General features: G+C 69.6%; 17 protein-coding genes. 7 read left to right on the top strand and 10 right to left on the bottom strand.

Annotated features, from left to right (window positions below):
• Window positions 1-499: 499 nt before the first annotated feature.
• Both QMK34_RS40570 and QMK34_RS40565 read right to left on the bottom strand, forming a co-directional pair.
• Window positions 500-2,767, bottom strand: a complete 2,268-nt coding sequence (locus QMK34_RS40570) for an FtsX-like permease family protein (RefSeq protein ID WP_326420122.1) — start codon at window positions 2,765-2,767, stop codon at window positions 500-502.
• On the bottom strand, window positions 2,764-3,459 hold the full coding sequence (locus tag QMK34_RS40565) for an ABC transporter ATP-binding protein (RefSeq protein ID WP_326420124.1): 696 nt from the start codon (window positions 3,457-3,459) through the stop codon (window positions 2,764-2,766). Before QMK34_RS40565 ends, QMK34_RS40570 begins: the two co-directional genes overlap by 4 nt.
• Window positions 3,460-3,759: 300 nt before the next feature.
• Between QMK34_RS40565 and QMK34_RS40560 the strand changes: the two genes are divergently transcribed.
• The 3 genes from QMK34_RS40560 to QMK34_RS40550 are packed head-to-tail and all read left to right on the top strand — an operon-like array spanning window position 3,760 to window position 7,500.
• Complete coding sequence (locus QMK34_RS40560) at window positions 3,760-5,520, top strand: histidine kinase (RefSeq protein ID WP_442785328.1); 1,761 nt, start codon at window positions 3,760-3,762, stop codon at window positions 5,518-5,520.
• The gene (locus QMK34_RS40555; protein ID WP_326420120.1) at window positions 5,517-6,170 is read left to right on the top strand and encodes a response regulator transcription factor; all 654 of its coding nucleotides are present in this window, start codon (window positions 5,517-5,519) and stop codon (window positions 6,168-6,170) included. The genes QMK34_RS40560 and QMK34_RS40555 overlap by 4 nt, the downstream gene beginning before the upstream one ends.
• Window positions 6,171-6,192: 22 nt before the next feature.
• Window positions 6,193-7,500, top strand: a complete 1,308-nt coding sequence (locus QMK34_RS40550) for an amidohydrolase family protein (RefSeq protein WP_326420119.1) — start codon at window positions 6,193-6,195, stop codon at window positions 7,498-7,500.
• A 51-nt stretch (window positions 7,501-7,551) separates the two neighbouring features.
• On the opposite strand, the gene QMK34_RS40545 is transcribed toward QMK34_RS40550, so the two are convergent.
• The 6 genes from QMK34_RS40545 to QMK34_RS40520 all read right to left on the bottom strand — a co-directional run bounded on the left by QMK34_RS40545 (window position 7,552) and on the right by QMK34_RS40520 (window position 15,773).
• Window positions 7,552-8,229: an SDR family oxidoreductase gene (locus QMK34_RS40545; protein ID WP_326420118.1), complete on the bottom strand. Its 678-nt coding sequence runs from the start codon at window positions 8,227-8,229 to the stop codon at window positions 7,552-7,554.
• A 13-nt stretch (window positions 8,230-8,242) separates the two neighbouring features.
• A complete protein-coding gene (locus QMK34_RS40540; RefSeq protein WP_326420117.1) occupies window positions 8,243-9,952 on the bottom strand; it encodes a hypothetical protein in 1,710 nt (569 codons plus the stop codon).
• Window positions 9,953-10,026: 74 nt separating this feature from the next.
• Window positions 10,027-11,691 carry a DUF7850 domain-containing protein gene (locus tag QMK34_RS40535; protein WP_326420116.1) on the bottom strand — a complete coding sequence of 555 codons (1,665 nt, stop codon included), beginning with the start codon at window positions 11,689-11,691 and terminating at the stop codon, window positions 10,027-10,029.
• Window positions 11,692-11,862: 171 nt separating this feature from the next.
• On the bottom strand, window positions 11,863-13,950 hold the full coding sequence (locus QMK34_RS40530; protein ID WP_326420115.1) for a PhoX family protein: 2,088 nt from the start codon (window positions 13,948-13,950) through the stop codon (window positions 11,863-11,865).
• A gap of 142 nt (window positions 13,951-14,092) precedes the next feature.
• Window positions 14,093-15,310 carry an MFS transporter gene (locus QMK34_RS40525; protein ID WP_326420114.1) on the bottom strand — a complete coding sequence of 406 codons (1,218 nt, stop codon included), beginning with the start codon at window positions 15,308-15,310 and terminating at the stop codon, window positions 14,093-14,095.
• Window positions 15,300-15,773, bottom strand: coding sequence for a MarR family winged helix-turn-helix transcriptional regulator (locus tag QMK34_RS40520; protein ID WP_326420113.1), 474 nt, complete (start codon window positions 15,771-15,773; stop codon window positions 15,300-15,302). The genes QMK34_RS40525 and QMK34_RS40520 overlap by 11 nt, the downstream gene beginning before the upstream one ends.
• 66 nt (window positions 15,774-15,839) lie before the next feature.
• On the opposite strand from QMK34_RS40520, the gene QMK34_RS40515 reads away from it, so the two are divergent.
• Window positions 15,840-16,490 (top strand): HAD family hydrolase, encoded by a 651-nt coding sequence (locus tag QMK34_RS40515; RefSeq protein ID WP_326420112.1) that lies wholly within the window; start codon window positions 15,840-15,842, stop codon window positions 16,488-16,490.
• Complete coding sequence (locus QMK34_RS40510) at window positions 16,487-16,840, top strand: cupin domain-containing protein (RefSeq protein WP_326420111.1); 354 nt, start codon at window positions 16,487-16,489, stop codon at window positions 16,838-16,840. The genes QMK34_RS40515 and QMK34_RS40510 overlap by 4 nt, the downstream gene beginning before the upstream one ends.
• A gap of 333 nt (window positions 16,841-17,173) precedes the next feature.
• Here the strand turns inward: QMK34_RS40510 and QMK34_RS40505 are convergent, their stop codons facing one another.
• Both QMK34_RS40505 and QMK34_RS40500 read right to left on the bottom strand, forming a co-directional pair.
• Window positions 17,174-18,262, bottom strand: coding sequence for an inositol-3-phosphate synthase (locus QMK34_RS40505; protein WP_326420110.1), 1,089 nt, complete (start codon window positions 18,260-18,262; stop codon window positions 17,174-17,176).
• Between the two features lie 56 nt (window positions 18,263-18,318).
• Window positions 18,319-18,864 (bottom strand): PadR family transcriptional regulator, encoded by a 546-nt coding sequence (locus tag QMK34_RS40500; RefSeq protein WP_326420109.1) that lies wholly within the window; start codon window positions 18,862-18,864, stop codon window positions 18,319-18,321.
• Window positions 18,865-19,132: 268 nt separating this feature from the next.
• Here QMK34_RS40500 and QMK34_RS40495 point away from each other — a divergent pair, with 268 nt between their 5' ends.
• Both QMK34_RS40495 and QMK34_RS40490 read left to right on the top strand, forming a co-directional pair.
• Window positions 19,133-19,537, top strand: a complete 405-nt coding sequence (locus QMK34_RS40495) for a DUF5318 domain-containing protein (protein WP_326420108.1) — start codon at window positions 19,133-19,135, stop codon at window positions 19,535-19,537.
• 481 nt (window positions 19,538-20,018) lie between these two features.
• On the top strand, window positions 20,019-22,445 hold the full coding sequence (locus QMK34_RS40490) for a transglycosylase domain-containing protein (protein WP_326420123.1): 2,427 nt from the start codon (window positions 20,019-20,021) through the stop codon (window positions 22,443-22,445).
• The last annotated feature ends 237 nt before the right edge of the window (window positions 22,446-22,682 follow it).

Here is a 22,682-nt window from a genome sequence, read left to right as displayed (position 1 = left end):
GACATCCGCGACTGGATCAAGAACTGGAACGAGAACCCCCAACCATTCGTATGGGTCAAGACCGCCGAGGAGATCCTCCACTCCCTCGCCCGGTATATCTCACGAATTTCCGACGCAGGACACTAGGGCCGCGTGACTGACGGGGACTTTTGCAAGGTTGAGTGGCGGGAAGTCCCCTTCAGTCGCCACCCCAAGCTTGCCGTGTGCCCTGATGGGAGCCTTCACGGCGTCTAACGCCGTCATGGTGGCCTTCAGGGGCACGCATGAAACGGTCGTGGCGGTATGAAACGGGCGAATGGGCCGCTTTTTCGTCCTTTGTGGAGGGTAGGCGGCTTCGAAGGACAGGCGCCCGAGGCTTCGAGCGGCGGCTGCTGCGACAGTTCTCAGACGCGTCCTCAGCCGTCGTCGGCTGGGGGACTGGGGTCACCTCGGCCGTGGTGGGCCGAGGTGACCCAAGTCGCCGTTCGCCCCTCCCCCGATAGAAGGGGCGAACGGCCGTTTACTCGTCCGCGAGTGGTTCCGAAGCCACCCGCTTGAGTGCCGGGGTGCACACCGACGCCCCGAGCAGCGCCACCCCGATCCCCAGCACCACCGGCGCCAGGATCCAGGGGCTCAGCACGATCGGCTGGTCGCCAGCCATGCTGAACAGCCCGATCCCGACCCCGATGCCGACCACCCCGGCGCCGATGGTCGCCACCATCGCCGGGAGTGCCGCCTCCATCCGCAACGCCCTCGACAGCACCCGGACGGGTGTCCCCGCCGCGATGAGCGCCCCGAACGTCCGCCGCCGGTCCATCACCGAGCCCGCGGTCGCCACCGCGGCACTGCACCCCGCGAGCACCGCCGCGGCGAGCAGCCCGATGACGGTGACGCGGCGCAGGTCGCCGAGCATGATCTGCTGGCTGACCAGCCGCCGTTCCCGGCTGTTGACCTCTTCGCCGCCGGCCGCGCCGACCATCGCCGTCCGCACGGTCTCGCGGTTGGCTTCGGACGTCGGCACCGCGACCGAGGTCAGCTTCGCTTGGACCCCGGCGGGCAGGACCGAGGGATCGATGATGATCGAGCCCGCGAGGTCCGCATCGGCCGGGGTGGTCAGGTGGACCCGCGTGCCCGGCGCGAACGGCACGCCCGGCTTGTCGTAGTCGGCGATCACCTGGGCCTGCGCCGGATCGAACGCGGACGAGGTATAGATGCCCGGCCCGGCCTCGCAGGTTTCCGCGGTCAGGCCGAACCTGGTGAGCTTGACGGCCTGGTCACAGGTCATCACCAAGGCCCCCCAGGCCGCCGGGTGCTCGCCCGGCCGGTACGGCGTGGTGGACACGGAGAGCGAGCCGACCGACGTCGCCCGTTCGGGCTGGCCGTACTTCGCGAGCGTGGCGTTCGCCTGCTCGGCCGCCTTCGGGGCGTTCGCCGAGGGGGTTTCGAAGTAGAGGACGGAGTCCTGAAAGGACCGTCCGCCGCCCGCCAGCGACTCGAACGAGGGCAGCAGGGTCAGCGCCATCGAACCGGCGAACACCGCGAGCACCACACCCGCCGAGGCCCGGTAGGCGCCCTTGGGATCGTCACGCAGGCGGCGTCCGGCCAGCAGCGAGGCAGGTCGGCGCCAGATCCGCACGAACGTGCCGCCCACCGCGGACGTCACCCACGGGCCGACCAGCGCGGCCGAGCCGACCAGCAGGAAGAGGCCGAGCATGACCGCACCGATGCCGCCGGAGTCCTTCGACGAGGTCACCGCGTAGAGGAAGAACAGCCCGGCGACGGGCAGCGCGAGCAGCCGCCACCAATGCAGCGGCTTGCGGGTGTGTCCCCCGACCGCGAACAACGGCGTGCGGAGCACCCGGCGCAGGCCCAGCACGGCGGCGAGCAGCACGAGCGCCGGGATCACCATCGCGATCGCCACGATCGCGCCCACCGGCAGCGTGAAGTCCGAAGCCAGCCAAGTCCCGCCGTCCCATGGCACGAACGTGGCCAGCCCGTGCAGCGCGGGGCTCACCGCGATGCCGAGCACCGCACCGGCGACGGCTGACAGCGCGGTTTCCGCGCCGACCATCCCGACCACCTGACCGGGGGTCGCCCCGGCGAGGCGCAACGCGGCCAGCCGTCGCTCCCGGCGGGCCGCGGTCAGCCGCGCCGAGGACGCGACCAGCACCAGGCTCGGCACCAGCAGCACCACGACGCCGACCCAGGCGAGCAGCTCCAGCAGCCCGTCGGTCCGGCCGGGTCCCGTGGCGAAACCCGGCCCCGACTGGGCGTTCTGCGGCATCGTGTCAGGCGTGTGACCGACCACCGCGACCAGCTGTTCCGGGTACCGCAGCGCTTGCTCGCCGAGCGAGCCGACGAGCTTGCCGCCGAACCGGTCGGCCAGCTGCGACGACGGGGTGGCTTGAATCAGCCTGCCGAGCGAGGACGAAACGAGGACCTCGCCCGGCCCGGGGAGCTTCGGCACGCCCGCGGGCAGCTCGACGGACGAGGCCGCCGTGGTGCCGGTCAGTGCCACGTCGATCCGGCGGATCTGCTGGTTGACGGCGTAGTCGCTGGAGGTCGCGATCAGCAGCTTGGCCGGCTGGTTCGAGCCGAGCGAGTGGCCGGAGGCGGAGCCGTCCTGCCACACCGCGCGGTCCGCGCGGGCCTGCGTCGCGAACGGCAGGGCGGCGAGCAGCAGCACCAGCCCGGTCGCCACCGCGACGCCGATCGCGGTCAGGATCGCCGAGGTGCGGGTGCGCCGGTCGACGCGCAGCACCCGCAGGGCGAGTTGCATCGAATTCATGCCGCGAGCCTCGTCGCGATCAGGCCGTCACGGATCGACACGGTCCGCGGCATCGACTCGGCGAGCTCGCGGTCGTGGGTCACCACGATCACCGCGGCGCCGGTGTCGGCGGCGGCGACCAGCAGGGCGTCCATGGTGGCGCGGCCGGTGCGGGTGTCCAGCGCGCCGGTCGGCTCGTCGGCGAAGATCACCTTGGGCCGGTGCGTCAGCGCCCGCGCGATGGCGACCCGCTGGGCCTCCCCGCCGGACAGCTCGCCGGGACGCCGCTTCTCCTTGCCGCCAAGACCGAGCCGCGTAAGCCACTCGCGGCCCGCGTCGATCGATTCCTTGCGGCTCTTGCCTGCCAGCAGCGAGGGGAGCGCGACGTTCTCTTCGGCGGTCAGCTCGGCGACGAGCATGCCGGACTGGAACACGAAACCGAACTCGGAGCGGCGCAGCTCGCTGCGCTTCTTCTCCCCGAGCTGGTCGATCCGCTGACCGGACAGGAAGATCTCCCCGGCGTCGGCCCGCAGAATACCGGCCAGGACGTGCAGCAGCGAGGTCTTGCCGGAACCGGACGGCCCGACGATCGCCACCGCGTCACCCGGCTGGATGTCGATGTCGATCCCGGCCAGCGCGTGCTGGTTGCCGTAGCGCTTCACCAGCCCACGACCGGAAAGCACCGGGCCACCGGTCCACTGTGGATTGTTCAGCGGTTCCACTCTGTCTCCTATCGCGCCGACGAGATCGCGCTGTGGTCTGGAAGGCACCCCGCCATCGCGATCCCGGTCCTGAGGGCCGAAAAAGCGGGAGCAAAGGACCTTTGATCACTTTTGCCGTGGCCGGGATGGCCGGTGCCTCGTTCTTGCTTCGGGAGGAAGCTTCGCGGATTCGAGGGGTGTCCACTTCGGGCAGACGGCCAGTGCTCCTGGGCCCGGCATCGGCCGATCGGCCGACCCGGTCGGACCACTCGGCCAAGGTGCGGGGCCCGCGGAATCCTCTACCGTCACGGTGTGCCACCTCCCCCAGCGCAGCGATCCCTCCAGACGCGAGTGACCGAGTACGCACGTCTTCTCGGCCTGCCCGGTGTCGTGCTCGTCGCCGCACTGCTGGTCGATCTGGGCATCATTCTTCCCGCGAGCGCCGACGACTCCGGTCCGAAGGGCGTCGATCTGTTCCTGCTGCCCGGCATTCTCGCGATGGCAGGCTGTGTGTGGTGGGCACGTTCCCGCGCCGCGGTGGCCGCGTTCGCCGGGGCGGCCACGCTGGTCGTGTTCAGCGTCTTCATCAACTTCGCGCACGCACCCGCTTACTCGACGGTGCTGGCGAGATTGTCGGCCACGGAGGTCGTCGCCGGGTTCGAACTCGTCTACTACGTCGTCCGCCGCGCCCGGCCGGGTGTCGCGTTCGCCGCGGTCTGCTCGCTGGTGGTGGCCGCGCTGATCGCCATCACGAACCGCGGCCAGCCCGGCGTGAGCGGCGGCGTCATGATCCAGTCGCTGCTCTTCGGCGTGGTGCTGCTCGGGGGGTCGGTGCTGCTCGGCGCGCGAGGCGGCCGTCCGGCTCCGAAACCGCGCGTGAGCAGTCCGCTGATCGACCTCGCCCGTACCCAATGGCTGCTGATCGGGGTGCTGGCGTTCGCGTTGCTCTACGAGTTCGCCGAGGCCTTCAAGGCGCCGAGGGCCTTGCCGATCGTGCTCTGCTCGCTCGGCGCGGCCCTGCTGTCCGTGCTGGCCTCGCGGTACCCGGTCCCGTCGGCGCTGGGGCTCACGGCGCTGCTGTTCCTGTCCGCGATGGTCACCCCGGCACTGAACCTGCGGTATTCGTACCCGTTGGCGGTCGGGGTGCCGGCGACGCAGGTCGTGGCCACGCTGGCCACCGTCATACACCTGGTCCGGTCGGTGCCGGGCAAACGCGCCTGGTCGTGTATCGGCGGCTTCAGCGCCGTCGTCGCGCTGGCGGTGATCGTCAACGCCGAACGGCCGGGGCCCCGCCCGCTGCTCGACCTGGCGCAGCTGAAGTACTACGCCGCGATCGCGCTGCTGCTGCTGGGCATCGCGGTGGTCATCGGCCTGTTCCTGCGCTCACGGGACTCCGAGCGCAAGCAGGTCGTGCTCTCGGCGGTGACCGACGCACAGACGTCGGAACGGATGGCGCTCGCCCGCGAGCTGCACGACGTCGTCGCGCACCACGTCACCGGGATCGTCGTGCAGGCGCAGGCGGCGCGGCTGCTGGGGGAGAAGAACCCGCTGATCGCGCTGGAGGCCATGGGCCGCATCGAGGACGCCGGGGTCGAGGCGCTGGCCGCGATGCGCAGGCTGGTCCGCAGCATGCGCGGGGACGCGGCGGCGGGCAGCAGCGAGTTCAGCGAGCAGGCCACCACCGATCTGGAGGCCGACCTGCGCAAACTCGTCGACGGCTCGAACCACGGCGTGCCCACCATGGTCGGGCTGAACCTGCCGGAGCACCTGCCGCAGGAAGTCGGGCGGTCGGCGTTGCGGCTGGTCCAGGAGTCGCTGACGAACGTCGGCAAGCACGCGGCAGGCGCGGAACACGCGTTCGTGCTGGCCGAGGTCATCGGCCGGGAACTGCACCTCCGGGTGACCGACGACGGCAAGGAAGCCGACCACCATCCGGTCGGCGGATCGGGCGGCTACGGTCTGATCGGCATGCGCGAGCGCGTCGCCCTCCTGCACGGCCGCCTGGAGGCCGGGCGCGGGCGGGACGGCGGCTGGCGCGTCGAGGTTTGGCTACCACTCGAAGGAGAAGAGTGATCCGGGTACTGATCGCCGACGACCAGGAGATGGTCCGGACCGGGTTCCGGATGATCCTCGACGCCCAGGACGACATCGAGGTGGTCGCCGACGTCGCGGACGGGATCTCGGCGGTGGGCAAGGCGCGCGAGCTGCGCCCGAACGTCTGCCTGCTCGACATCCGCATGCCCGGCCTCGACGGGCTCGAGGTCACCCGGCAGCTCGCCGGGCCGGACGTGACCGAGCCGCTCAAGGTGGTGGTGGTCACCACCTTCGACCTCGACGAGTACGTGCACACCGCGCTGCGCAACGGCGCGAGCGGCTTCCTGCTCAAGGACGCGGGCCCGGCGCTGCTCATCGAAGCGGTGCGCGCGGCCGACCGCGGCGACGCGCTGGTTTCGCCCCAGATCACCGTCCGGCTGCTCAAGCACTTCAGCGGTGGGACGGTGAAACGCGAGGTCAGCCCGCCTGTCGAGCCGCTGACCGCTCGCGAGCTCGACGTGGTCAAGGCCGCCGCGAAGGGGTTGACCAACACCGAGATCGGCACCGAGCTGTACCTGTCACTGTCCACGGTGAAGACCCACCTGGCGTCCGTGCAGGGCAAGATCGGCGCGCGGAACCGCGTGGAGATCGCGGCGTGGGCTTGGCGCAGCGGGGTCGTCGACCAGTAACGGCCTTCCGTAAGATCCGGCCATGTCCCGTCGTTTCCACGCTCCTGTCGTCCTTCCCGCCGACCCCGCCTGCTCGCTGCTGCGCGACGCCGTCGTCGACGTGGACGACACCGGCCACCTCACCTTCTGCGGACCGGCTTCGGCGGCCCCGGAATCCACCGCGCTGGTCACGACGCTGTCCGGCATCCTGATGCCCGGCCTGGTGAACACCCACGCGCACAGCCCGATGACGTTGCTGCGCGGGATGGGCGGCGACGTACCGCTGCTGCGCTGGCTCAACGAACTCATCTGGCCCGCCGAGGCGAAGATGCGGCCGGAGGACGTGCGCACCGGCATGTTGCTGGGCTCGGTCGAGATGCTGCGTCACGGCGTCACCACCAGCGCGGAGATGTACTTCGACTGCGAGCAGATCGCCGAAGCGGTGCTCACCACGGGCGGCCGCGCGCTGCTCGGCCCGGCGATCATGGACCTGCCGCACATGGACTGGCGGGCGCAGCTCGCGGCCGTCGAACGCTGGATCGACACCGACGGCCTGCGGTTCGGGCCCGGCGAGCGCGTCGAACTCGGCTACGGGCCGCACTCGGCGTACATGCTGACGCCGGAGGGCCTGCGCGCGGTCGCGGAGTCGGCGGCGGCGCGGGGCGCGCTCGTGCAGATCCACGTGGCCGAGGCGGCCGCGGAGGACCTGAAGCAGCGTGAGCTGCACGGTTCGGTGCCCGCGTTGCTGGACGAGGTCGGCCTGCTGTCCGGCCGGACCGTCGCCGCGCACGCGATCCACCTGTCCGACGCCGACATCGCGCTGTTCGCGGCACGCGGCACCGGGATGGCGCACTGCCCTGGCTCGAACGCGAAACTGGCGTCGGGCATCGCGCGGGTAACCGAGCTGCGCGCCGCCGGGGTGGCCGTCGGGCTGGGCACGGACGGGCCCGCCAGCAACGACGACATCGACCTGTGGGAAGAGCTGCAGCTGGCGCCGATGCTCGCCCGCCTCGCGACCGGCGACGCGATGACGATGACCGCGGCGGACGCGTTCCTGCTCGCGACCCGCGGCGGTGCCAAGGCGCTCGGCCGCGACGACCTCGGCGCGCTGGAGCCCGGCCGCTGGGCCGACCTGGTGCACGTCGACCTTGACGACCCGGCGTTCGCGACCGGGCTCGACGTGCCGGACGAGCAGCTGCTGGCGAACCTGGTGTGGGCGGCGGGCTCGCGGCGGGTCCGCGACGTCTGGGTGGCGGGCGAGCAGGTCGTCGGCGAGGGCGAGTCCCTGCGCGTCGACCGCGCGAAGGTCCAGGCTTCGGTGGCCGAGACGGCGGCACGGTTGCGCGGCTGAAGCCCTTTTGCCATAAACGGTCCGTTCATGGCGTTCGGGAGGGGGAGAGAGCTAGCGGGGCCGGAGGATGAGGTCGGTGAGGTGGGCCTCGGGGCTCGCGGAGACGGCGGCGAGGACGGCCATCGCGACGGAGTCGGGGCGGAGGAAACGGGCGGGGTCGTAGTCGCCGCCTTCGGCCGCGATGATCGACTGCTGCATCTCGGTGTCCGTGCGGCCGGGGTAGATCGAGGTCACGCGCAGGGCGGGCTCCTCCGCGCGCAGGGCGTCGGCGAACGCGCGGGCGGCGAACTTGCTGGCCGCGTAGGGGCCCCAACCTGCGCGAGCGGCTTGGCCGGCGCCAGAGTTGATCACCACGACGTGGCCGTTCGCGGCGCGCAGCGCGGGCAGCGTCAGGCGGGTCAACTCGGCGACCGCGAGGACGTTGACCTCGAAGTTGTCCCGCCAGGCCTTGGCGCCGGCCTGTTCGACCGTGCCGAGGCCGGCGATCCCGGCGGAGTGCACCAGGACGTCCAGCTCGCCGATCTCGGCGGCCGCGGTGGCCAGCGCTGCCGGGTCCGTCAGCTCGACCGGCCAGGCCTGCGAGCCGGGCAGGTCCGCGGCGAGGGCTTCGAGCGCGGCGGCGTCGCGGCCGCCGAGCAGGACGCGGTGGGTCGGTGCGAGGGCGTGGGCGATGGCCGCGCCGATGCCGCGGGAAGCGCCGGTGACGAGGGCGAGAGGGAGGTCGTTCACCGCTCCACCGTAACTAGCGGCAGAACCGCGCCTGCTCCGCGTCGCGGGGGAACCGGACGGAGCCCCTGGCGAACGACCCGGTGAGGTTGGCGCGGAACCGGCCGAAGGTCAGCGGCTCCCGGACCGAGCCGATGATCTCCTCGAGCCGCGGGCAGGCCAGCGCGGCCCGGACGTCCGACGACGCGTCGACGGGGCTGGAGTCGGCGAGTTCCCAGTCGCCCGGCAGCCACTTCTGGTGCCCGGGCCTGCCGTCGGGGATCGCGGCGGAATGGGCCGCGAGCGGGCTCGCCAGGCCGTAGCCGTCGTGCAGCCGGACGTCCAACGGCACCAAGAGGCTCAGCGCGCCCATGCTGTCGGTCGCGACGGTGAGGTACGGCCGGTCCGTCGGATGGGCCTGCCAGGTCTGCGTTCGGTAGTCCTTGACCAGCACGGCCGGACCGGTCGTGGCCCGGACGGCGGCCAGCGTCGCGGGTAGCCCGGGATAGCCCGCGTAGTCCGAAGCCAGTACCGGGTTCGCCCGGCCGGTCGCGTACGACCAGAAGTCGCGTTCGTCGGTGACGTTGGTCGCCTGGTGCAGGCCCACATACGGCGGACGCAGCCAGCCCGCCGCGACAAAGGCCCACACGCCGACGCCGGCCAGCACGACCGCCGTGCGCCGGGTCAGCGGCAGGGCGAGCACCGGCAGCAGCGCGCAGAACAACGCGGGCAGCAACATGCGGCCGTGCATGAAGTCGCCGCCGACCCGGATCACGTACAGGCCGAGCAGACAGGCCCCGGCGAGCGGCAGCAGCGTCAGCACGGCGAACGCCCGGCCGACCGGCACCCACCACAGGGTCAGCACGGCGGCCAGGACCAGCAACGCCACCGGGGTCCACAGCTGGTACGGGCCCGCGAGGTCGGCGAAGTACGCCCAGCCGCGCGCCCAGTTCGCGGCCGCGGCCTCCTTCGCCAGCGCGGTGTTGGGGGTGAGCAGGCCGTAGTAGCCCATCCGGAAAACCTGGTACGCCAACGGAAGCGCCCCGGCGACGGCGAGCAAGCCGAGCGCGGGCCGCCAGCCAGGACGGACGAGCACCACCAGCGCGGCGAACGCGACGACGCTGAACAGCGCGAGATCCGGCCGGATCAGCGGACCGAGGCCGAGGACCAGTGCGATCGGCCAGCTCCGCGCGCCGGGTTCCGCCGCCGCGCGCCGCACGAGCGACCACCAGCTGCCGCCGAGCCACCACGTGATGAGGCCGGTTTCGAGCCCCGAAGTGGCAAAGTCGCGAAAGGGCGGCAGCGCGCACACCACCAGCGCGCCCGCCGGGACCAGCAGCCCGAAACCGGCGGGACGGTAGAGGCGACGGGCGCCGTCGAGTCCGAAGAGCAGGCCGCCCAGGGAGAAAACCAGGCCGGTGAGCACGGAAACCCACTCCAGCGTGACCCCGGGGATCAGCCCCAGCAAGCTCAGGATGGCCGTCCACAGTGGACTGGTATTGGCCTCGACGCGCTCGCCGACGTTGAACACCGGGCCGTTCCCGGCCAGTACCTGCCGCACGGTCCGCAGCACGAGGAGGCCGTCGTCGCTCATCCACCGGCGCCGCCAGGCCAGCTCCGCGAACAGGACGAGCACGAGCCCGGTACCCACCCACGTCCAGCTCACCGGCCGCCGCCACCAGCGCGGCGCAGGGGGAGCCTCGACGGGCACGGCGTCGTCGTCCACCACCGTGCAGGATGTCGTCATCGGGCCCTCTCCGCCGCGGCAGTCCTCTCACCAGGTACTACGGCTGTCCCGGCGAACCGGTTCGCTTCGAGTCCCTACGGAGCGGTGAGCAAGCCCGCGTCGAGAGTGCGGTTGTCCTGGTCGAGCTGAACGATACCGGTGCAGCCGGTCGCGGGGTCGGCGTCGGAGTCCTTGGTGTCGTCGCCCGCGTCACGCCTGGTCAGCTGCCTGCCCGCCGCGTCGAAGCAGAATTCGTATCCGGCGGCGTGCAGTTCGGTGAAGAGGTACGCGCCGTCGGCGCCGGTCGTGACCGTCGCCAGCAGCTTGCCAGCGCCGTCCAGCAGCGTCACCTTCACGCCCGCGACACCCGGCTCGCCCTGGCCCTGGAGTCCGTCACGATCGGTGTCGGCCCAGACGAAGTCACCCACCGAGTACGGCGGCGGACGGAGCCCGAGGTCGACCGTCAGGTTCTCGCGGCTGCCCGGCCCGAGCGTGACCTGCGGTGAGCACCCCGTCGCGGGGTCGACGTCGGAGTCCTTCGTGTCGTCGCCCGCGCCGCTCGGCGAAGGCGTGAGCCCGGCCGGGAAGGTCTTGGGGTCGAAGCAGACCTGGTACGTGCCGTCTGCCAGCTTGTCGACCAGGTACTTGCCGTCGGCGCCGCTCGTGGTCGTCGCGACGTCCTTGCCGGAGCCGTCCTTGAGGATCACCTTGACGCCCGCGATGCCCGGCTCGCCCTGACCCTGCAGGCCGTCACGATCGGTGTCGGCCCACACGAAGTCGCCGATCTTGTCGATCGCGGGCGGCGGGAGCACCCGGACGGCCACGCTCGCCGTCTGGCCGCTCAACCGGCCGCCGGGATAGGTCACCCCGGACACCGTGGCCGGGGCGTCGTAGTTGCCGTCTGCCAGCACGAGGTTCGGATGGTCGCAGGTCAGCTGCCGGTTCGCCCCCGGATCGAGCGTGAACGGGCCGTCCGACGGCGGCGGCGCGCAGAACGGGTCCCTGACCTTGACGCCCGCGAGCGGCTGGCTGCCGGTGTTGGTCACGGTGATCCGGTAGTGCGCGGTGTCGCCGGCCTGGAAGGTCGCGTCCTTGCCCCATGCGCCGGTCACCGGGTCCTTGACCTCCTTCGTCACGGTGTACGCGGCGAGCTGGAGGACGACGCAGTCCCACAGGACCCAGTTGTAGTTGGTGCTGGCGAAGAACGTCACCCTGGCCGTGTCCGCGGGGGCGACGGACGGCACGAACTCCTGCCGCGCGACCCTGCTCCCGGCGACATCGTGGACGACGTCGAGCTTGTTCTCGAGCAGCTGCTTCCCGCCCGCGTTGTAGAACCGCAAGCCGGTGTACTGCGCGTTGGCGGAGCTGGCCAGGTTCGGCGCGAACGTGCCCGTCCAGTCGGTGAGCGTGTACGCGCCGCCGGGCACGGCCCGCTGGTCCTGCTCGGCGGAGCTGACCAGGCCGTCGGGCGTCTGGATCAGCGCGTACACCGAGCCGTCGGCGGCGTACCGGCTGTCGGTGAGCAGCCTTGGCGTCTTGCCGGCCGGGGTGGTCGGCGGGACGGGCGCGGCCGGGAGGAACGTGTACCCCGCCGGGATGCCGCCGGACAGCTTCTCGAGGCTCGGGTTCGCCGCTATCCCGCCGGTGCAGCCCGCTTCCGGCTCGGACTGGCGCGGGGCGGCGGCCACCGGAGCGGTGACGACCGCGCCGGCCGTCACCGCCGCCAGTGCCAGCACGACGGCCGAACGAACACCGCGCACCAGACGCCTCCCTGCAGACCGTCACCGAGCGTGGGCATCGAAGATCACCCGCCAACGTATGCCCTGCTGACGGCTTCCGTCATCACCGAACAGGGTGACGCTCCGCGAATGCCCCTGAAGGCCACCATGACGGCGTCTAACGCCGTGATGGTGGCCTTCAGGGGCAACTACCTAGCGGACGCCGATCTGGCCGACGAAGCCGAAGCGGCCCTTCTTCCAGATCGAGACGATCGCCGGGCGCGGCTGCGCGGTGCCGCCGTCGGGCCAGTGCGAGGTCGGGTTCGCCGAGTTGGCGGCGTTCTCACCGGGGTGCTGGACCGCGACGAGCACCAGGTGGTCGGTCACCACCGGGCCGCAAGTCTCGGCGCCGACCGGGACCGACAGGAACTGCTTGACGTGCCCGCGTTCCGGGCCCTCGACCGGCACCGAGAACAGCCCGTCGTTGCTGCCGAGCGCGTTGCCGTCGGTGGCGATCCACAGGTTGCCGTGCCGGTCGAACGCGACGTTGTCCGGGCAGGAGATCGGGCTGACCTGGTCCTTGGGGAACCCGCCGAAGTACGTGTCCGCGGCCGCCGGGTCGCCGCAGACCAGCAGCAGCCGCCAGGAGAACCTCGTCGACGCCGAGTCGCCGCGGTCCTCCTCCCACTCCAGGACGTGCCCGTTCTTGTTGACCTTGCGCGGGTTCACCTCGTCGACGCCCGCCTTGCCCGCCGCGCCGCGGTCGGTGTTGTTCGTCAGCGCGGCGTAGATCCGGCCGTTGACCGGGTTCGGCTCGATGTCCTCCGGCCGGTCCATCTTGGTCGCGCCCGCCTTGTCCGCGGCGAGCCGCGTGAAGACGTAGACCTCCTCGGCGGTGAAGCCGTCCACAAAGGACTTGTCACCCGCGGCCAGCGGGATCCACTGCCCGGTGCCGTCGAACTCGCCGTCGGCCGGGAGGGTGCCGGTGCCGTCGATCTCGGCGGCCGGGCTGTCCCCGCTGAACTTCGCGACGTAGAGCATGCAGTCGTCGAGCAGCGCGGAATTGTGCCGCCGGGCGTGCGCGCTGGTGCCCGGCTTGTACTTGCCCTTCGACACGTACTTGTAGATGTAGTCGAAGCGCTCGTCGTCACCGGAGTAGACCGCGACGCGGCCGTCCTTGGCGATCTTGACGTTGGCGGCCTCGTGCTTGAACCGGCCGAGCGCGGTGTGCTTGATCGGCGTCGAGCTGGGGTCGTTCGGGTCGATCTCCACCACCCAGCCGAACCGGTTCGGCTCGTTGGGCTCCTGCGCGACGTCCCAGCGCTTGTCGAACCGCTCCCATTTACGCGTGCTCGCGCCGGTACCGACGGTGTACCGCTTGAGCCGCGCGGCCTCGCCAGGCTCGGTGATCTTGTCGGCGTTGGCGAAGTACTGGTGGAAGTTCTCCTCGCCGGAAAGCACGGTGCCCCAAGGGGTGACGCCGCCCGAGCAGTTGTTCTGCGTGCCGCGGACCTTGCGGCCGGTGGGATCGGCCGACGTCTTGAGGAACCGCGACCCGGCGGCCGGGCCCCGCACCTCGAACTCGGTGTCGAGGGTGATCCGGCGGCCGTAACGGCTCGGAACCGCCCGCAGCGCACCGAAAACCGGGTCGCGCAGGGTCTGCACGACCGAAAGCCCGTGCGCCGCCCAGGCGATCTTGACCTGCTCCTCGGTCGGGTTCGCCGGGTCGTACTGGTCGGCCGGGAACAGGTGCACCTCGGTGGTGTACTCGTGGTTGACGACCAGGAGGTTGCGGATGCCCAGCGGATCCTGCGGGATCAGCCCGACGAAGTCGTTGTTGTAGCCGAACTGCTTGGCCTGCCCGGCCGCGGTCTGCTTGCGGAAGTCGAACTTCGGCGCCCCCGCCTCGACGGCGTCACCCCAGCGGATGACCACGCTCTGCGCGTAGCCCTCGGGCACGCTGACCTGGTCGAGCTTGTTCGGCGGCACGACGTCGAAGTCGGTGCCCGGCACCGGACGTCCTGGCCGGGGCTTCCCGTTGGCCGCGGGTGCGGCGGCCGCGGCGGTGCCCGACGAGAGCGCGGCGAACCCGCCCGCTGCGGCGGCCATCACGGCACCGGCCTTGAGCGCGCCCCGGCGGGAGACGACGTCCTTGACGACGTCACCGAAGTACTCGTTCCCGGACTCGTTCGGAGCGGGGTGGGCACACGCGTTGCCGCAGCGGTACTCGCAGGTGATCGGCGAACGGCCGCCAGGATGGGCGGTGAACAGGGGCAGCGAACGCCCGCGCTCGAAGGACACAGGGCCTCCATGGTGGTGGTCACGCGGTCTGGGGAACGAACAGACCGTAAGTGCCCAAAACCATGTTTTCCGGACATTCAGGTGAACGAAAGGTGTACAAAACGGCCCCCGGACTCTGTGTCCGGGGGCCGTCACCGACAGCTCAGAATTCTTCGCCCACCAAGGCCGCTTCCGGCGGAACCTCGTGCGGGTCGGCCTGACGGCCGCGGAAGGACAGCAGCCCGCCGGCGAGCACGCAGAGCACCGCGGCGACCACGAACGGGGACTGCGGCGAACCGAACCACTCCGCGACATGCCCGACCAGCGTGGCCGCGACCGCGCCACCGAGCCAGCGCAGGAAGTTGTAGCCCGCGCTCGCCACCGGGCGGGGCGCGTCGCTGATCGACATCGCGGTGCCGGTGAACAGCGTGTTCAGCAGGCCGGACACCAGCCCGCTGACGATGATCGCGACGATCAGCAGCGGCTTGCTCGGCACCGCCATCACCAGCATCAGAACCGCGTAACCGAACACGGCGAGCACGGTCGCGTGCCGCTCACCCAGGCGCGCGGCCAGCTTCGGGGCCAGCAGGACCCCGGCCAGCGCGACGCACAGACCCCAGCCGCAGAAGATCAGGCCGATCGCGATCGCGGTGAACTCCAGCACGAACGGCGACCAGGCCAGCACGGTGAAGAACGCGGCCGTGTACAGCGCGGAACCGAGCGAAGTGCGCAGCAGACCGGAGTGCCCGAGCGCGCGCAGCGGGTCCAACAGCTTCACCGGGTCGCGCCGCTCGTGGCCGTCGGCCTTGAGGTACCGGGCGCAGAGCACGAGCGCGCCCGCCATCAGGATCGCCGTGCCGAGGAACGGGCCGCGCCAGGAGATGGTGCCCAGCAGGGCACCGAGCAGCGGGCCGACCGCGAGACCGACGCCGAGCGCGGACTCGTAGAGCAGGATCGCGCCGGCCTGGCCGCCGGTCGCGGCGCCGACGATCACCGAGAGCGCGGTCGCGATGAAGAAGGCGTTGCCAAGGCCCCAGACCGCACGCAGCCCGACGAGCTGCTCGATGGAACCGGCGGCGGCGCAGAGCGCGGTCGCGGCGACGATCAGGGTCAGCCCGACCAGCACGGTGCGCTTGGCGCCGAAGCGCGCGCTCGCGGCGCCGGTCACGAGCATGGCGATCACCTGCACGCCGAGGTAGGCCGAGAAGAGCAATGTGACCTGCGAGGGAGTCGCGTCGAGACCCTTGGCGATCGACAGCAGGATCGGGTCGACGAGGCCGATCCCCATGAAGGCGATCACGGCGGCGGCCGCGGTGATCCAGACCTGTTTCGGCTGTCCCTTGACGGTGTCGAGCAGACTCGGGTGGCGCTCAGCGCTCATCGCGGATCAGTTCCTCCTTCTGTTCTTTCCAGGTGCCCTCCAGCTGCAGCAGCCGGTTGAGTGCGGGGATGGCGGCTTCGATCGCGGCCCGGTCCCGGGCGTCGAGCGCGGTGAGGCGCTCGCGGAGGAACTCCTCCCTGGCGATGACAAGCTCGTCGTAGAACCGCCTGCCTTCGGCGGTCAGGTCGACCAGCACCGCCCGGCCGTCGGTGGGATCGGGCGCGCGGCTGACCAGCCCGAGCCGTTCGAGCCGTCGGACGACGTCGGTCATCGACGGCATCCGGACGTGCTCGAGCTCGGCGAGCGTACTCATCCGGCGGGGCCCGCCGTTGACGAGTTCGCTGAGCACAGACCCCTGGGTCAGGGTGAGCTGGAGCTGCGGTGTCTCCCGGCGGACCAGGTAGTACAGCCGGAAGACCAGCGGTCGCAGATGGTGGGCCAGCTCGGCCACGCGGTAAGTCACTTAGGTAACCTAACAAAATTAGTTAGGGTAGCGAAGTAATTCGTCTCACAGGCTAGGGTTCGAGCCATGGAAGCGGTGATCTTCGACCTCGACGGTGTGCTGGTGGACTCGGAACGGACCTGGGACGAGGTCCGCCGCTCGGTCGTCGCCGAGCACGGCGGCACCTGGCGCCCGGAGGCGACCAGGGCACAGCAGGGGATGAGCACCCCGGAGTGGGCGCGCTACCTGGTCGAGGAACTGGGCGCGCAACTGACGCCGGAGCGCATAGCGGAGCTGGTCATCGAGCGAATGGCCGAACGCTACGCAGGAGGCCCCCCGGTAATCGAAGGCGCGGTGAACACGGTACTGGCGGTGGCCGCCCGCTGGCCCGTCGCGATCGCGAGCTCATCGCCGCCGATCCTCATCAAGGCGTTCCTTGACGCCACCGGCCTGGGCTCCCTGATCCACGTGGCAGTGTCGAGCGAGCAGGTGAAGGCCGGAAAACCAGCCCCGGACGTCTACCTGGAAGCAGCGAAGCAACTGGGCGTGGAACCACAAGCCTGCGCCGCGGTGGAAGACACCACGAACGGCCTCCGCTCAGCCCTGGCCGCGGGAATGACCGTCTACGCGGTCCCAAACCCCCACTTCGCCCCCGCCCCAGAAACCCTCGCAGAAGCAGCGGCGGTAGTCAGCGTAATCGCCGCCCTACCCGCAGCCTTGGGCATAGTGGAGCAATGAAGGTCAACCTGGACGAAAAGCTGGCATTGTTCAACGCCCACTGGTCACCCAAGCTGATCGCGAAACTCAACGACTACGAGATAAAACTGGTCAAGATCAAGGGCGAGTTCGTCTGGCACACCCACGAAGAAACCGACGAGCTCTTCCTGGTCCTGGAGGGCAACCTGACAATCCAGCTCCGCACCGGCGACATCACCCTGGGACCCCGCGAAATGTACGTAGTCCCCCGAGGCGTAGAGCACTGCCCAATCGCCGAAGGCGAAGTATCAGCAATGCTCATAGAGCCCACCGGAGTAGTAAACACCGGCGCAGCAGGCGGCAACCTAACAGCAAAAACAGAGCAAATCTAAACCCGCCCCAACACCAACAACAACAAAAACCAACAACAGCCGTAGTCCAGAACCACAGCGTCTCCGCGAGCCCTGCGAGCGGAGACTTCACCGCCGCGCGCCCTCTTTCAGGCCCGCCAGGGCCTCCCAACTCGCGACGGCAGGTCGCCCCCCTAAAAACAAAAACCGCACTTCCGTACACAGTCGGGGCGGCCTGGCGGCGCGAGTTTGTAAGCGCGCTGGCCAAAAAACACAGGCTTCTAACCGCACCTCAGGACTAAACCAAAAAGCCCCTGAAGGCCACCTTCACGGCGTTTTACGCCGTGAAGGTGGCCTTCAGGGGCAGTAGAACTACTACCGCTCGAGTTCGCCGCGGATGAACTTGTCCACGGCGTCGCGGGCGGTCGAGTCGTCGTACTGTTCCGGCGGCGACTTCATGAAGTAGCTGGACGCCGAAAGGATCGGCCCGCCGATCCCGCGGTCCATCGCGATCTTCGCGGCGCGCACGGCGTCGATGATGATCCCGGCCGAGTTGGGCGAGTCCCAGACCTCGAGCTTGTACTCGAGGTTCAGCGGCACGTCACCGAACGCCCGGCCCTCGAGCCGCACGTACGCCCACTTGCGGTCGTCGAGCCACTGCACGTAGTCCGAAGGTCCGATGTGGACGTTGGCCTTGCCAAGATCCCGATCGACCTGCGAAGTGACCGACTGCGTCTTGGAGATCTTCTTCGACTCCAGCCGCTCGAGCTCCTTCATGTTCAGGAAGTCCATGTTCCCGCCCACGTTGAGCTGCATCGTCCGGTCGAGCTGGACGCCGCGGTCTTCGAACAGCTTCGCCAGCACGCGGTGCGTGATGGTCGCGCCGACCTGGGACTTGATGTCGTCGCCGACGATCGGGACACCCGCGTCGGTGAACTTCTGCGCCCACGCGGGGTCGGAGGCGATGAACACCGGCAGCGCGTTGACGAAGCCGACACCGGCGTCGATGCAGGCCTGCGCGTAGAACTTGTCGGCGACCTCGGAGCCCACGGGCAGGTACGACACGAGGACGTCGACCTCGGCCGCCTTGAGCGCGGCGACGATGTCGACCGGTGTCGCGTCGGACTCTTCGATGGTCTCGCGGTAGAACCGGCCGAGTCCGTCGAAGGTGTGCCCGCGCTGCACGGTGACGCCCAGCGGCGGCACGTCGGCGATCTTGATGGTGTTGTTCTCACTGGCGAAGATGGCCTCGGAAAGGTCGCGGTCGACCTTCTTGGCATCCACGTCGAACGCGGCGACGAACTCGATGTCGCGGACGTGGTACTCGCCGAACCGCACGTGCATCAAACCGGGCACGCGCGTGCTGGGGTCGGCGTCGCGGTAGTACTGGACGCCCTGCACCAGCGACGCCGCGCAGTTGCCGACGCCCACGATGGCCACCCGAACGCGGCGGTTCTCGCCCATGCCGGTTTCTCCTTCAACTCGTTTGACATCTGTGATAGGTGCGCCGAACGCCTGACTCAGGTCTCCCCGTCACGCTGCTCGGCCTGTTCGTGCGCGATGAGCTCGTTGAGCCAGCGCACCTCCCGCTCACTCGACTCGAGCCCGAGCCGGTGCAGTTCGCGGGTGTAGCGGTCGATCCTCTCCTCGGCCCGGCCCATCGCCGCCCGTAGACCTTCACGGCGTTCCTCGACCCGGCGGCGACGGCCTTCCAGGATGCGCATCCTGACGTCGGCCGGTGTCCTGGAGAAGAACGCCAGGTGGACGCCGAATCCCTCGTCGTCCCAGGTCTGCGGACCCGCGTCACCGAGCAGCTCGGCGAAGCGTTCCTTACCCTCGGCGGTGAGCTTGTAGACCCGCTTGCCGCGCCTTGCCCACGTCCGGTCCTCTACCTCTTCCAGCTCCTCGAAGAGGTAGCCGGCCCGAAGCAACCGGCGCAGCGTCGGGTACAGCGAACCGTACGAGAATGTCCGGAACATCCCGAGTGTCTCGTGCAAACGCTTGCGCAGGACGTACCCGTGCATGGGCGCCTCGTGCAGCAGCCCCAAGATCGCGAACTCCAGCACAGTGCACCCCCTTCCGGGAACAAACGGCGGCCGAAGATGGTCAGCACCACCAACCGGCACGCTCAACCTACCGGCCCACTATATCGCGCCGATACATCGAAGTGGCGTAAGTAACCTTCCGGACCTGTGATTCCCCCCAGCGTGTGCCCCGCAAGGTCGACAGATAGTCATCGGACAGTTATCGAATCGTCGGCGTGTCGGTGGGACGCGGTGAGGCTCGGATCGAAGGTCTCCTGGCGTCCACAGGTTCAGCCCGTACTCTGTTGTCGTGCGAAACCAGCGGCAGGTCGTGGACTACGCGTTGCAGCGCCGTGCGCTGCTGGCCGGGGTCCACTCCGGACGCGTCGGCACCCACGACGTGTGCGACGCCAGCCCCTACCTGCTGAGGGCGGCGGAGTTCCACGGCCGCACTGGTGAGCAGACCTGCCCGGTCTGCCGCAAGGAGGCGCTCACGCTGGTCTCCTGGGTCTACGGCGACGAGCTCAAGCATGTCGCCGGATCGGCCAGGACCCCCGAAGAACTGACCCGGATGGCCGGATTGTTCGGTGAGTTCACCGTGTACGACGTCGAGGTCTGCCGTAGCTGCAACTGGAACCACCTGGTGCAGTCCTACGTCCTCGGCACCGGTGAACCGCAACCGCGGACGCGTCCGCGAAGGACAGCGGGTCAGTGAAGTCAGTCGAGAGAATCGCTGTAGAGCGCAGAACGGCGTGCCCCGAAACGCCGGTCTGGGAGGCCCATTCGTGAACGACGATCGCAACCGCTCCTGGCCAGGCCAGGAGCCTGATGCACCTCGCCGCGCCCCTTGGCCGGGAGAGGAACCCGGGCCCCAGTGGCCCGGCGACGACGTCCCGCGTCGCCCGCAGCGCACCACGCCCCCGCGTGGCGTGCCCCGCGGCAATGCCTCCGGTAACGCACCCCAGTGGCCCAGTGGCGACGAGCAGGCCCCGCAATGGCCCGGCGAAGAAGCTCCCCGGCGCCCACCGCGGCAGCAGCCCCGTCCACCGCGCCAGCCGAACGGGATGCCTCCCCGCCGTCCGGCCCCGCCGCCCCCCGGCGCCAACGGCCGTCCGCCCGGCACCCCGCCGAACGGCGGTTACCGCCAGCCACCACCGCCGCCCGCCGGGCGCCCCCGCGTCGATCAGCCGACCGGCATGGTCCGGCCCGTAATGGGCCCGACCGACCGTGAGCCGGATCTCATCACGCACCACACGCACAACGGCACCGAGCCGGACGACTTCGGTTACGGCGACTACGACGACGACCGCGAAGGGCAGTCGGGCGAGTACGCCGCGGGCCATGACGGCTACGACGACTACGACGAAGATCCCGAGCTCGACGAAAACGGCAAGAAGAAGAAACCGGTCCTGACGCCGAAGCAGCGCAAGAAGCGTCGCTGGCGGCGGATCCGGCGGACCCTGTACGTCCTCTTCGGTCTGTTCGTCGTCGTTCCGGCGCTCGCTTTCGTGATCACCTACTTCATAGTGGACGTGCCTTCGGCCGACAGCGTCGCGGCGCTGCAGAACCAGCCGATCACCTTCTACTACTCCGACAACTCCGTGATGGGCAAGGAAAACCCGCCGGCCGGGTCCGGCGGCAACCGCGTCCCGCTGAAGACGGGCGAGGCGCCCCTGGTCGTCAAGCACGCGGTCTACTCGGCCGAGGACGCGAGCTTCGAGACCAACTCCGGCTTCGACGTCACGGGCATCCTGCGCGCGGTCTACAACCAGGTCACCGGCGGCCAGGGCGGTGGCTCGACCATCTCCCAGCAGTACATCAAGCAGGCCACCGCGAACGACGCCCCCACGCTCACCCGCAAGTGGACCGAGCTCGCCAAGTCGTTCAAGATGAACAACGAGGAGTCCAAGGACGAGATCATCACCTCGTACCTGAACATCGTCTACTTCGGCCGCGGGGCGTACGGCGTCCAGGCCGCGGCCAAGACGTACTTCGACAAGGACGTCAAGGACCTCAACGCCTCCGAGTCCGCCCTGCTCGCCGGGCTCATCCAGGGCCCGAGCCGGTCGGAGAACCAGCCGTACGCCACCAAGCGGTGGACCTACGTGATGGACCAGATGGTGGCCAACGGATGGCTGTCCCAGGCAGACCGCGCCGCCGCCACCTTCCCGACCCCGGTCCCGAAGAACACGGCCAAGGACAAGGACGCGGGCACGCTCAGCTGGCACATCAAGGACCGCGTCAAGGCGGAACTGCTGGCCAAGGGCTACGACGACGACAAGCTCTACTCGAGCGGCGCGAAGATCTACACGACGATCGACCCCAAGGCCCAGAAGGACGCCGAACAGGCGGTCTCCGAAGGGATGAAGGGCCAGACCGACGACCAGATCCTCAACTCACTGGTCGCCGTCGACCCCAGAACCGGCGGCGTCGTCGCCTACTACGGCGGCCCGCTGTTCAAAAAGGACGACAAGGGCAACGACGTGCCCAGCCGCGACTGGGCCAACGACGCCCGCAACCCCGGCTCGTCGGTCAAGGCCTTCGACCTGACCGCGTTCCTCAAGATGGGCAAGGGCCTGGGGGAGACCTTCGACGGCACCTCCGGCCGCACGTTCGGCACCGGCGCGAACAAGACGGCACCGGTGCGGAACGCGGGCGAGAGCGCCAGCTGTTCCAAGGAGTGCACGGTCAAACAGGCCATGGAGATCTCGGCCAACACCGTGTTCTACGACATGGTCTACAACGTGACCGGCGCCAAGGCCGTCGTCCAGGCCGCCAAGGACGCCGGCGTCAAGGTCGCGCCCGACGGCCGGTCCACCCTGTTCGCCGGGGACAACAACATTTCGCTCGGCGGTGGTGGCACCACCATCACCCCGTCCGACATGGCGTCGGCGTACGCCACCTTCGCGTCCGGCGGGCTGCGCCGCGACCAGCACTTCGTCGCCAAGGTCGCCAACGCCAGCGACGAAGTCGAGTTCGAGGTCAACGACCCTGGCAAACCGGCGTTCGACCCGGACGCCGCCCAGAGCGCGAAGATCGCCGGGAACGTGACCGACGCGCTGGAGCCGGTCATCAAGCACTCGGACCTGACCTGCCCCAAGGGGCACGAGTGCGCTGGGAAGACCGGGACGCAGCAGTACACGTTGGGGAAGAACGACCCTAAGTCCTACGCCGATCGCAACGCGCAGACCTGGATGGTGGGTTACACCCCGTCTATCTCGGTTGCTGCCTGGGTCGGTGGGGACGGCGTCAAGCCGCTACACGACCAGAACGACAAGCCGATCTTCGGGAAGACCATCGCCGGGCCGATCTGGCAGAAGTTCATGGATCTTTATCTGGATGGGCAGCCGGGGGAGAAGTTCGACAAGGCCAAGCCTATTGGTAAGGATGCTGCTACGGCTACGCCTACGCCTACCCGGACGTCTACGTCTTCGACTCCGACTACTGAGAGTGCCAGTACCTCGGAGACTTCTACCGCGCCTTCCACCACTTCTTCCAGTGAGTCCGCCAGTCCTACTTCGAGGACCAGGATTACTCGGCCGGGGCCGCCTATTGGTGGGGGTGGGCCGGATCCTGGGGGGGCTGGTGGTGGGGCTTTGCTGCCCAATGATCCCGCTGGGTGAGGGTGGTTGCGGGTTTTTGGTTGAGTCGTGAGGTGCGGCTAGAAGCCTGTGTTTTTTGGCCAGCGCGCTCACAAACTCGCGCCGCCAGGTCGCCCCGACCCCCAGCGTAAGCGCGGGTTTTGCTTGAAAGGGGGCGACCTACCGTCGCGAGTTGGGAGGGCCTGGCGGCCCTAAAAGAGGGCGCGCGGCGGTGAAGTCTCCCCTCGCAGGGCTCGGGGAGACGCTGTGGTTCTGGAC

This window comes from Amycolatopsis sp. H20-H5 (assembly GCF_035828755.1).
In the GTDB taxonomy this organism is placed as follows: Bacteria; Actinomycetota; Actinomycetes; order Mycobacteriales; family Pseudonocardiaceae; genus Amycolatopsis.
The sequence above is the reverse complement of the archived record's forward strand: the minus strand, read 5'-3'. Positions and strand labels throughout refer to the sequence as shown.

Coding starts and splice junctions, on each gene's coding strand:
- QMK34_RS40570 (WP_326420122.1), bottom strand. CDS start 2,767: ATGAATTCGATGCAACTCGCCCTGCGGGTGCTGCGCGTCGACCGGCGC.
- QMK34_RS40550 (WP_326420119.1), top strand. CDS start 6,193: ATGTCCCGTCGTTTCCACGCTCCTGTCGTCCTTCCCGCCGACCCCGCC.
- QMK34_RS40540 (WP_326420117.1), bottom strand. CDS start 9,952: ATGACGACATCCTGCACGGTGGTGGACGACGACGCCGTGCCCGTCGAG.
- QMK34_RS40525 (WP_326420114.1), bottom strand. CDS start 15,310: ATGAGCGCTGAGCGCCACCCGAGTCTGCTCGACACCGTCAAGGGACAG.
- QMK34_RS40515 (WP_326420112.1), top strand. CDS start 15,840: ATGGAAGCGGTGATCTTCGACCTCGACGGTGTGCTGGTGGACTCGGAA.
- QMK34_RS40510 (WP_326420111.1), top strand. CDS start 16,487: ATGAAGGTCAACCTGGACGAAAAGCTGGCATTGTTCAACGCCCACTGG.
- QMK34_RS40505 (WP_326420110.1), bottom strand. CDS start 18,262: ATGGGCGAGAACCGCCGCGTTCGGGTGGCCATCGTGGGCGTCGGCAAC.
- QMK34_RS40490 (WP_326420123.1), top strand. CDS start 20,019: ATGGTCCGGCCCGTAATGGGCCCGACCGACCGTGAGCCGGATCTCATC.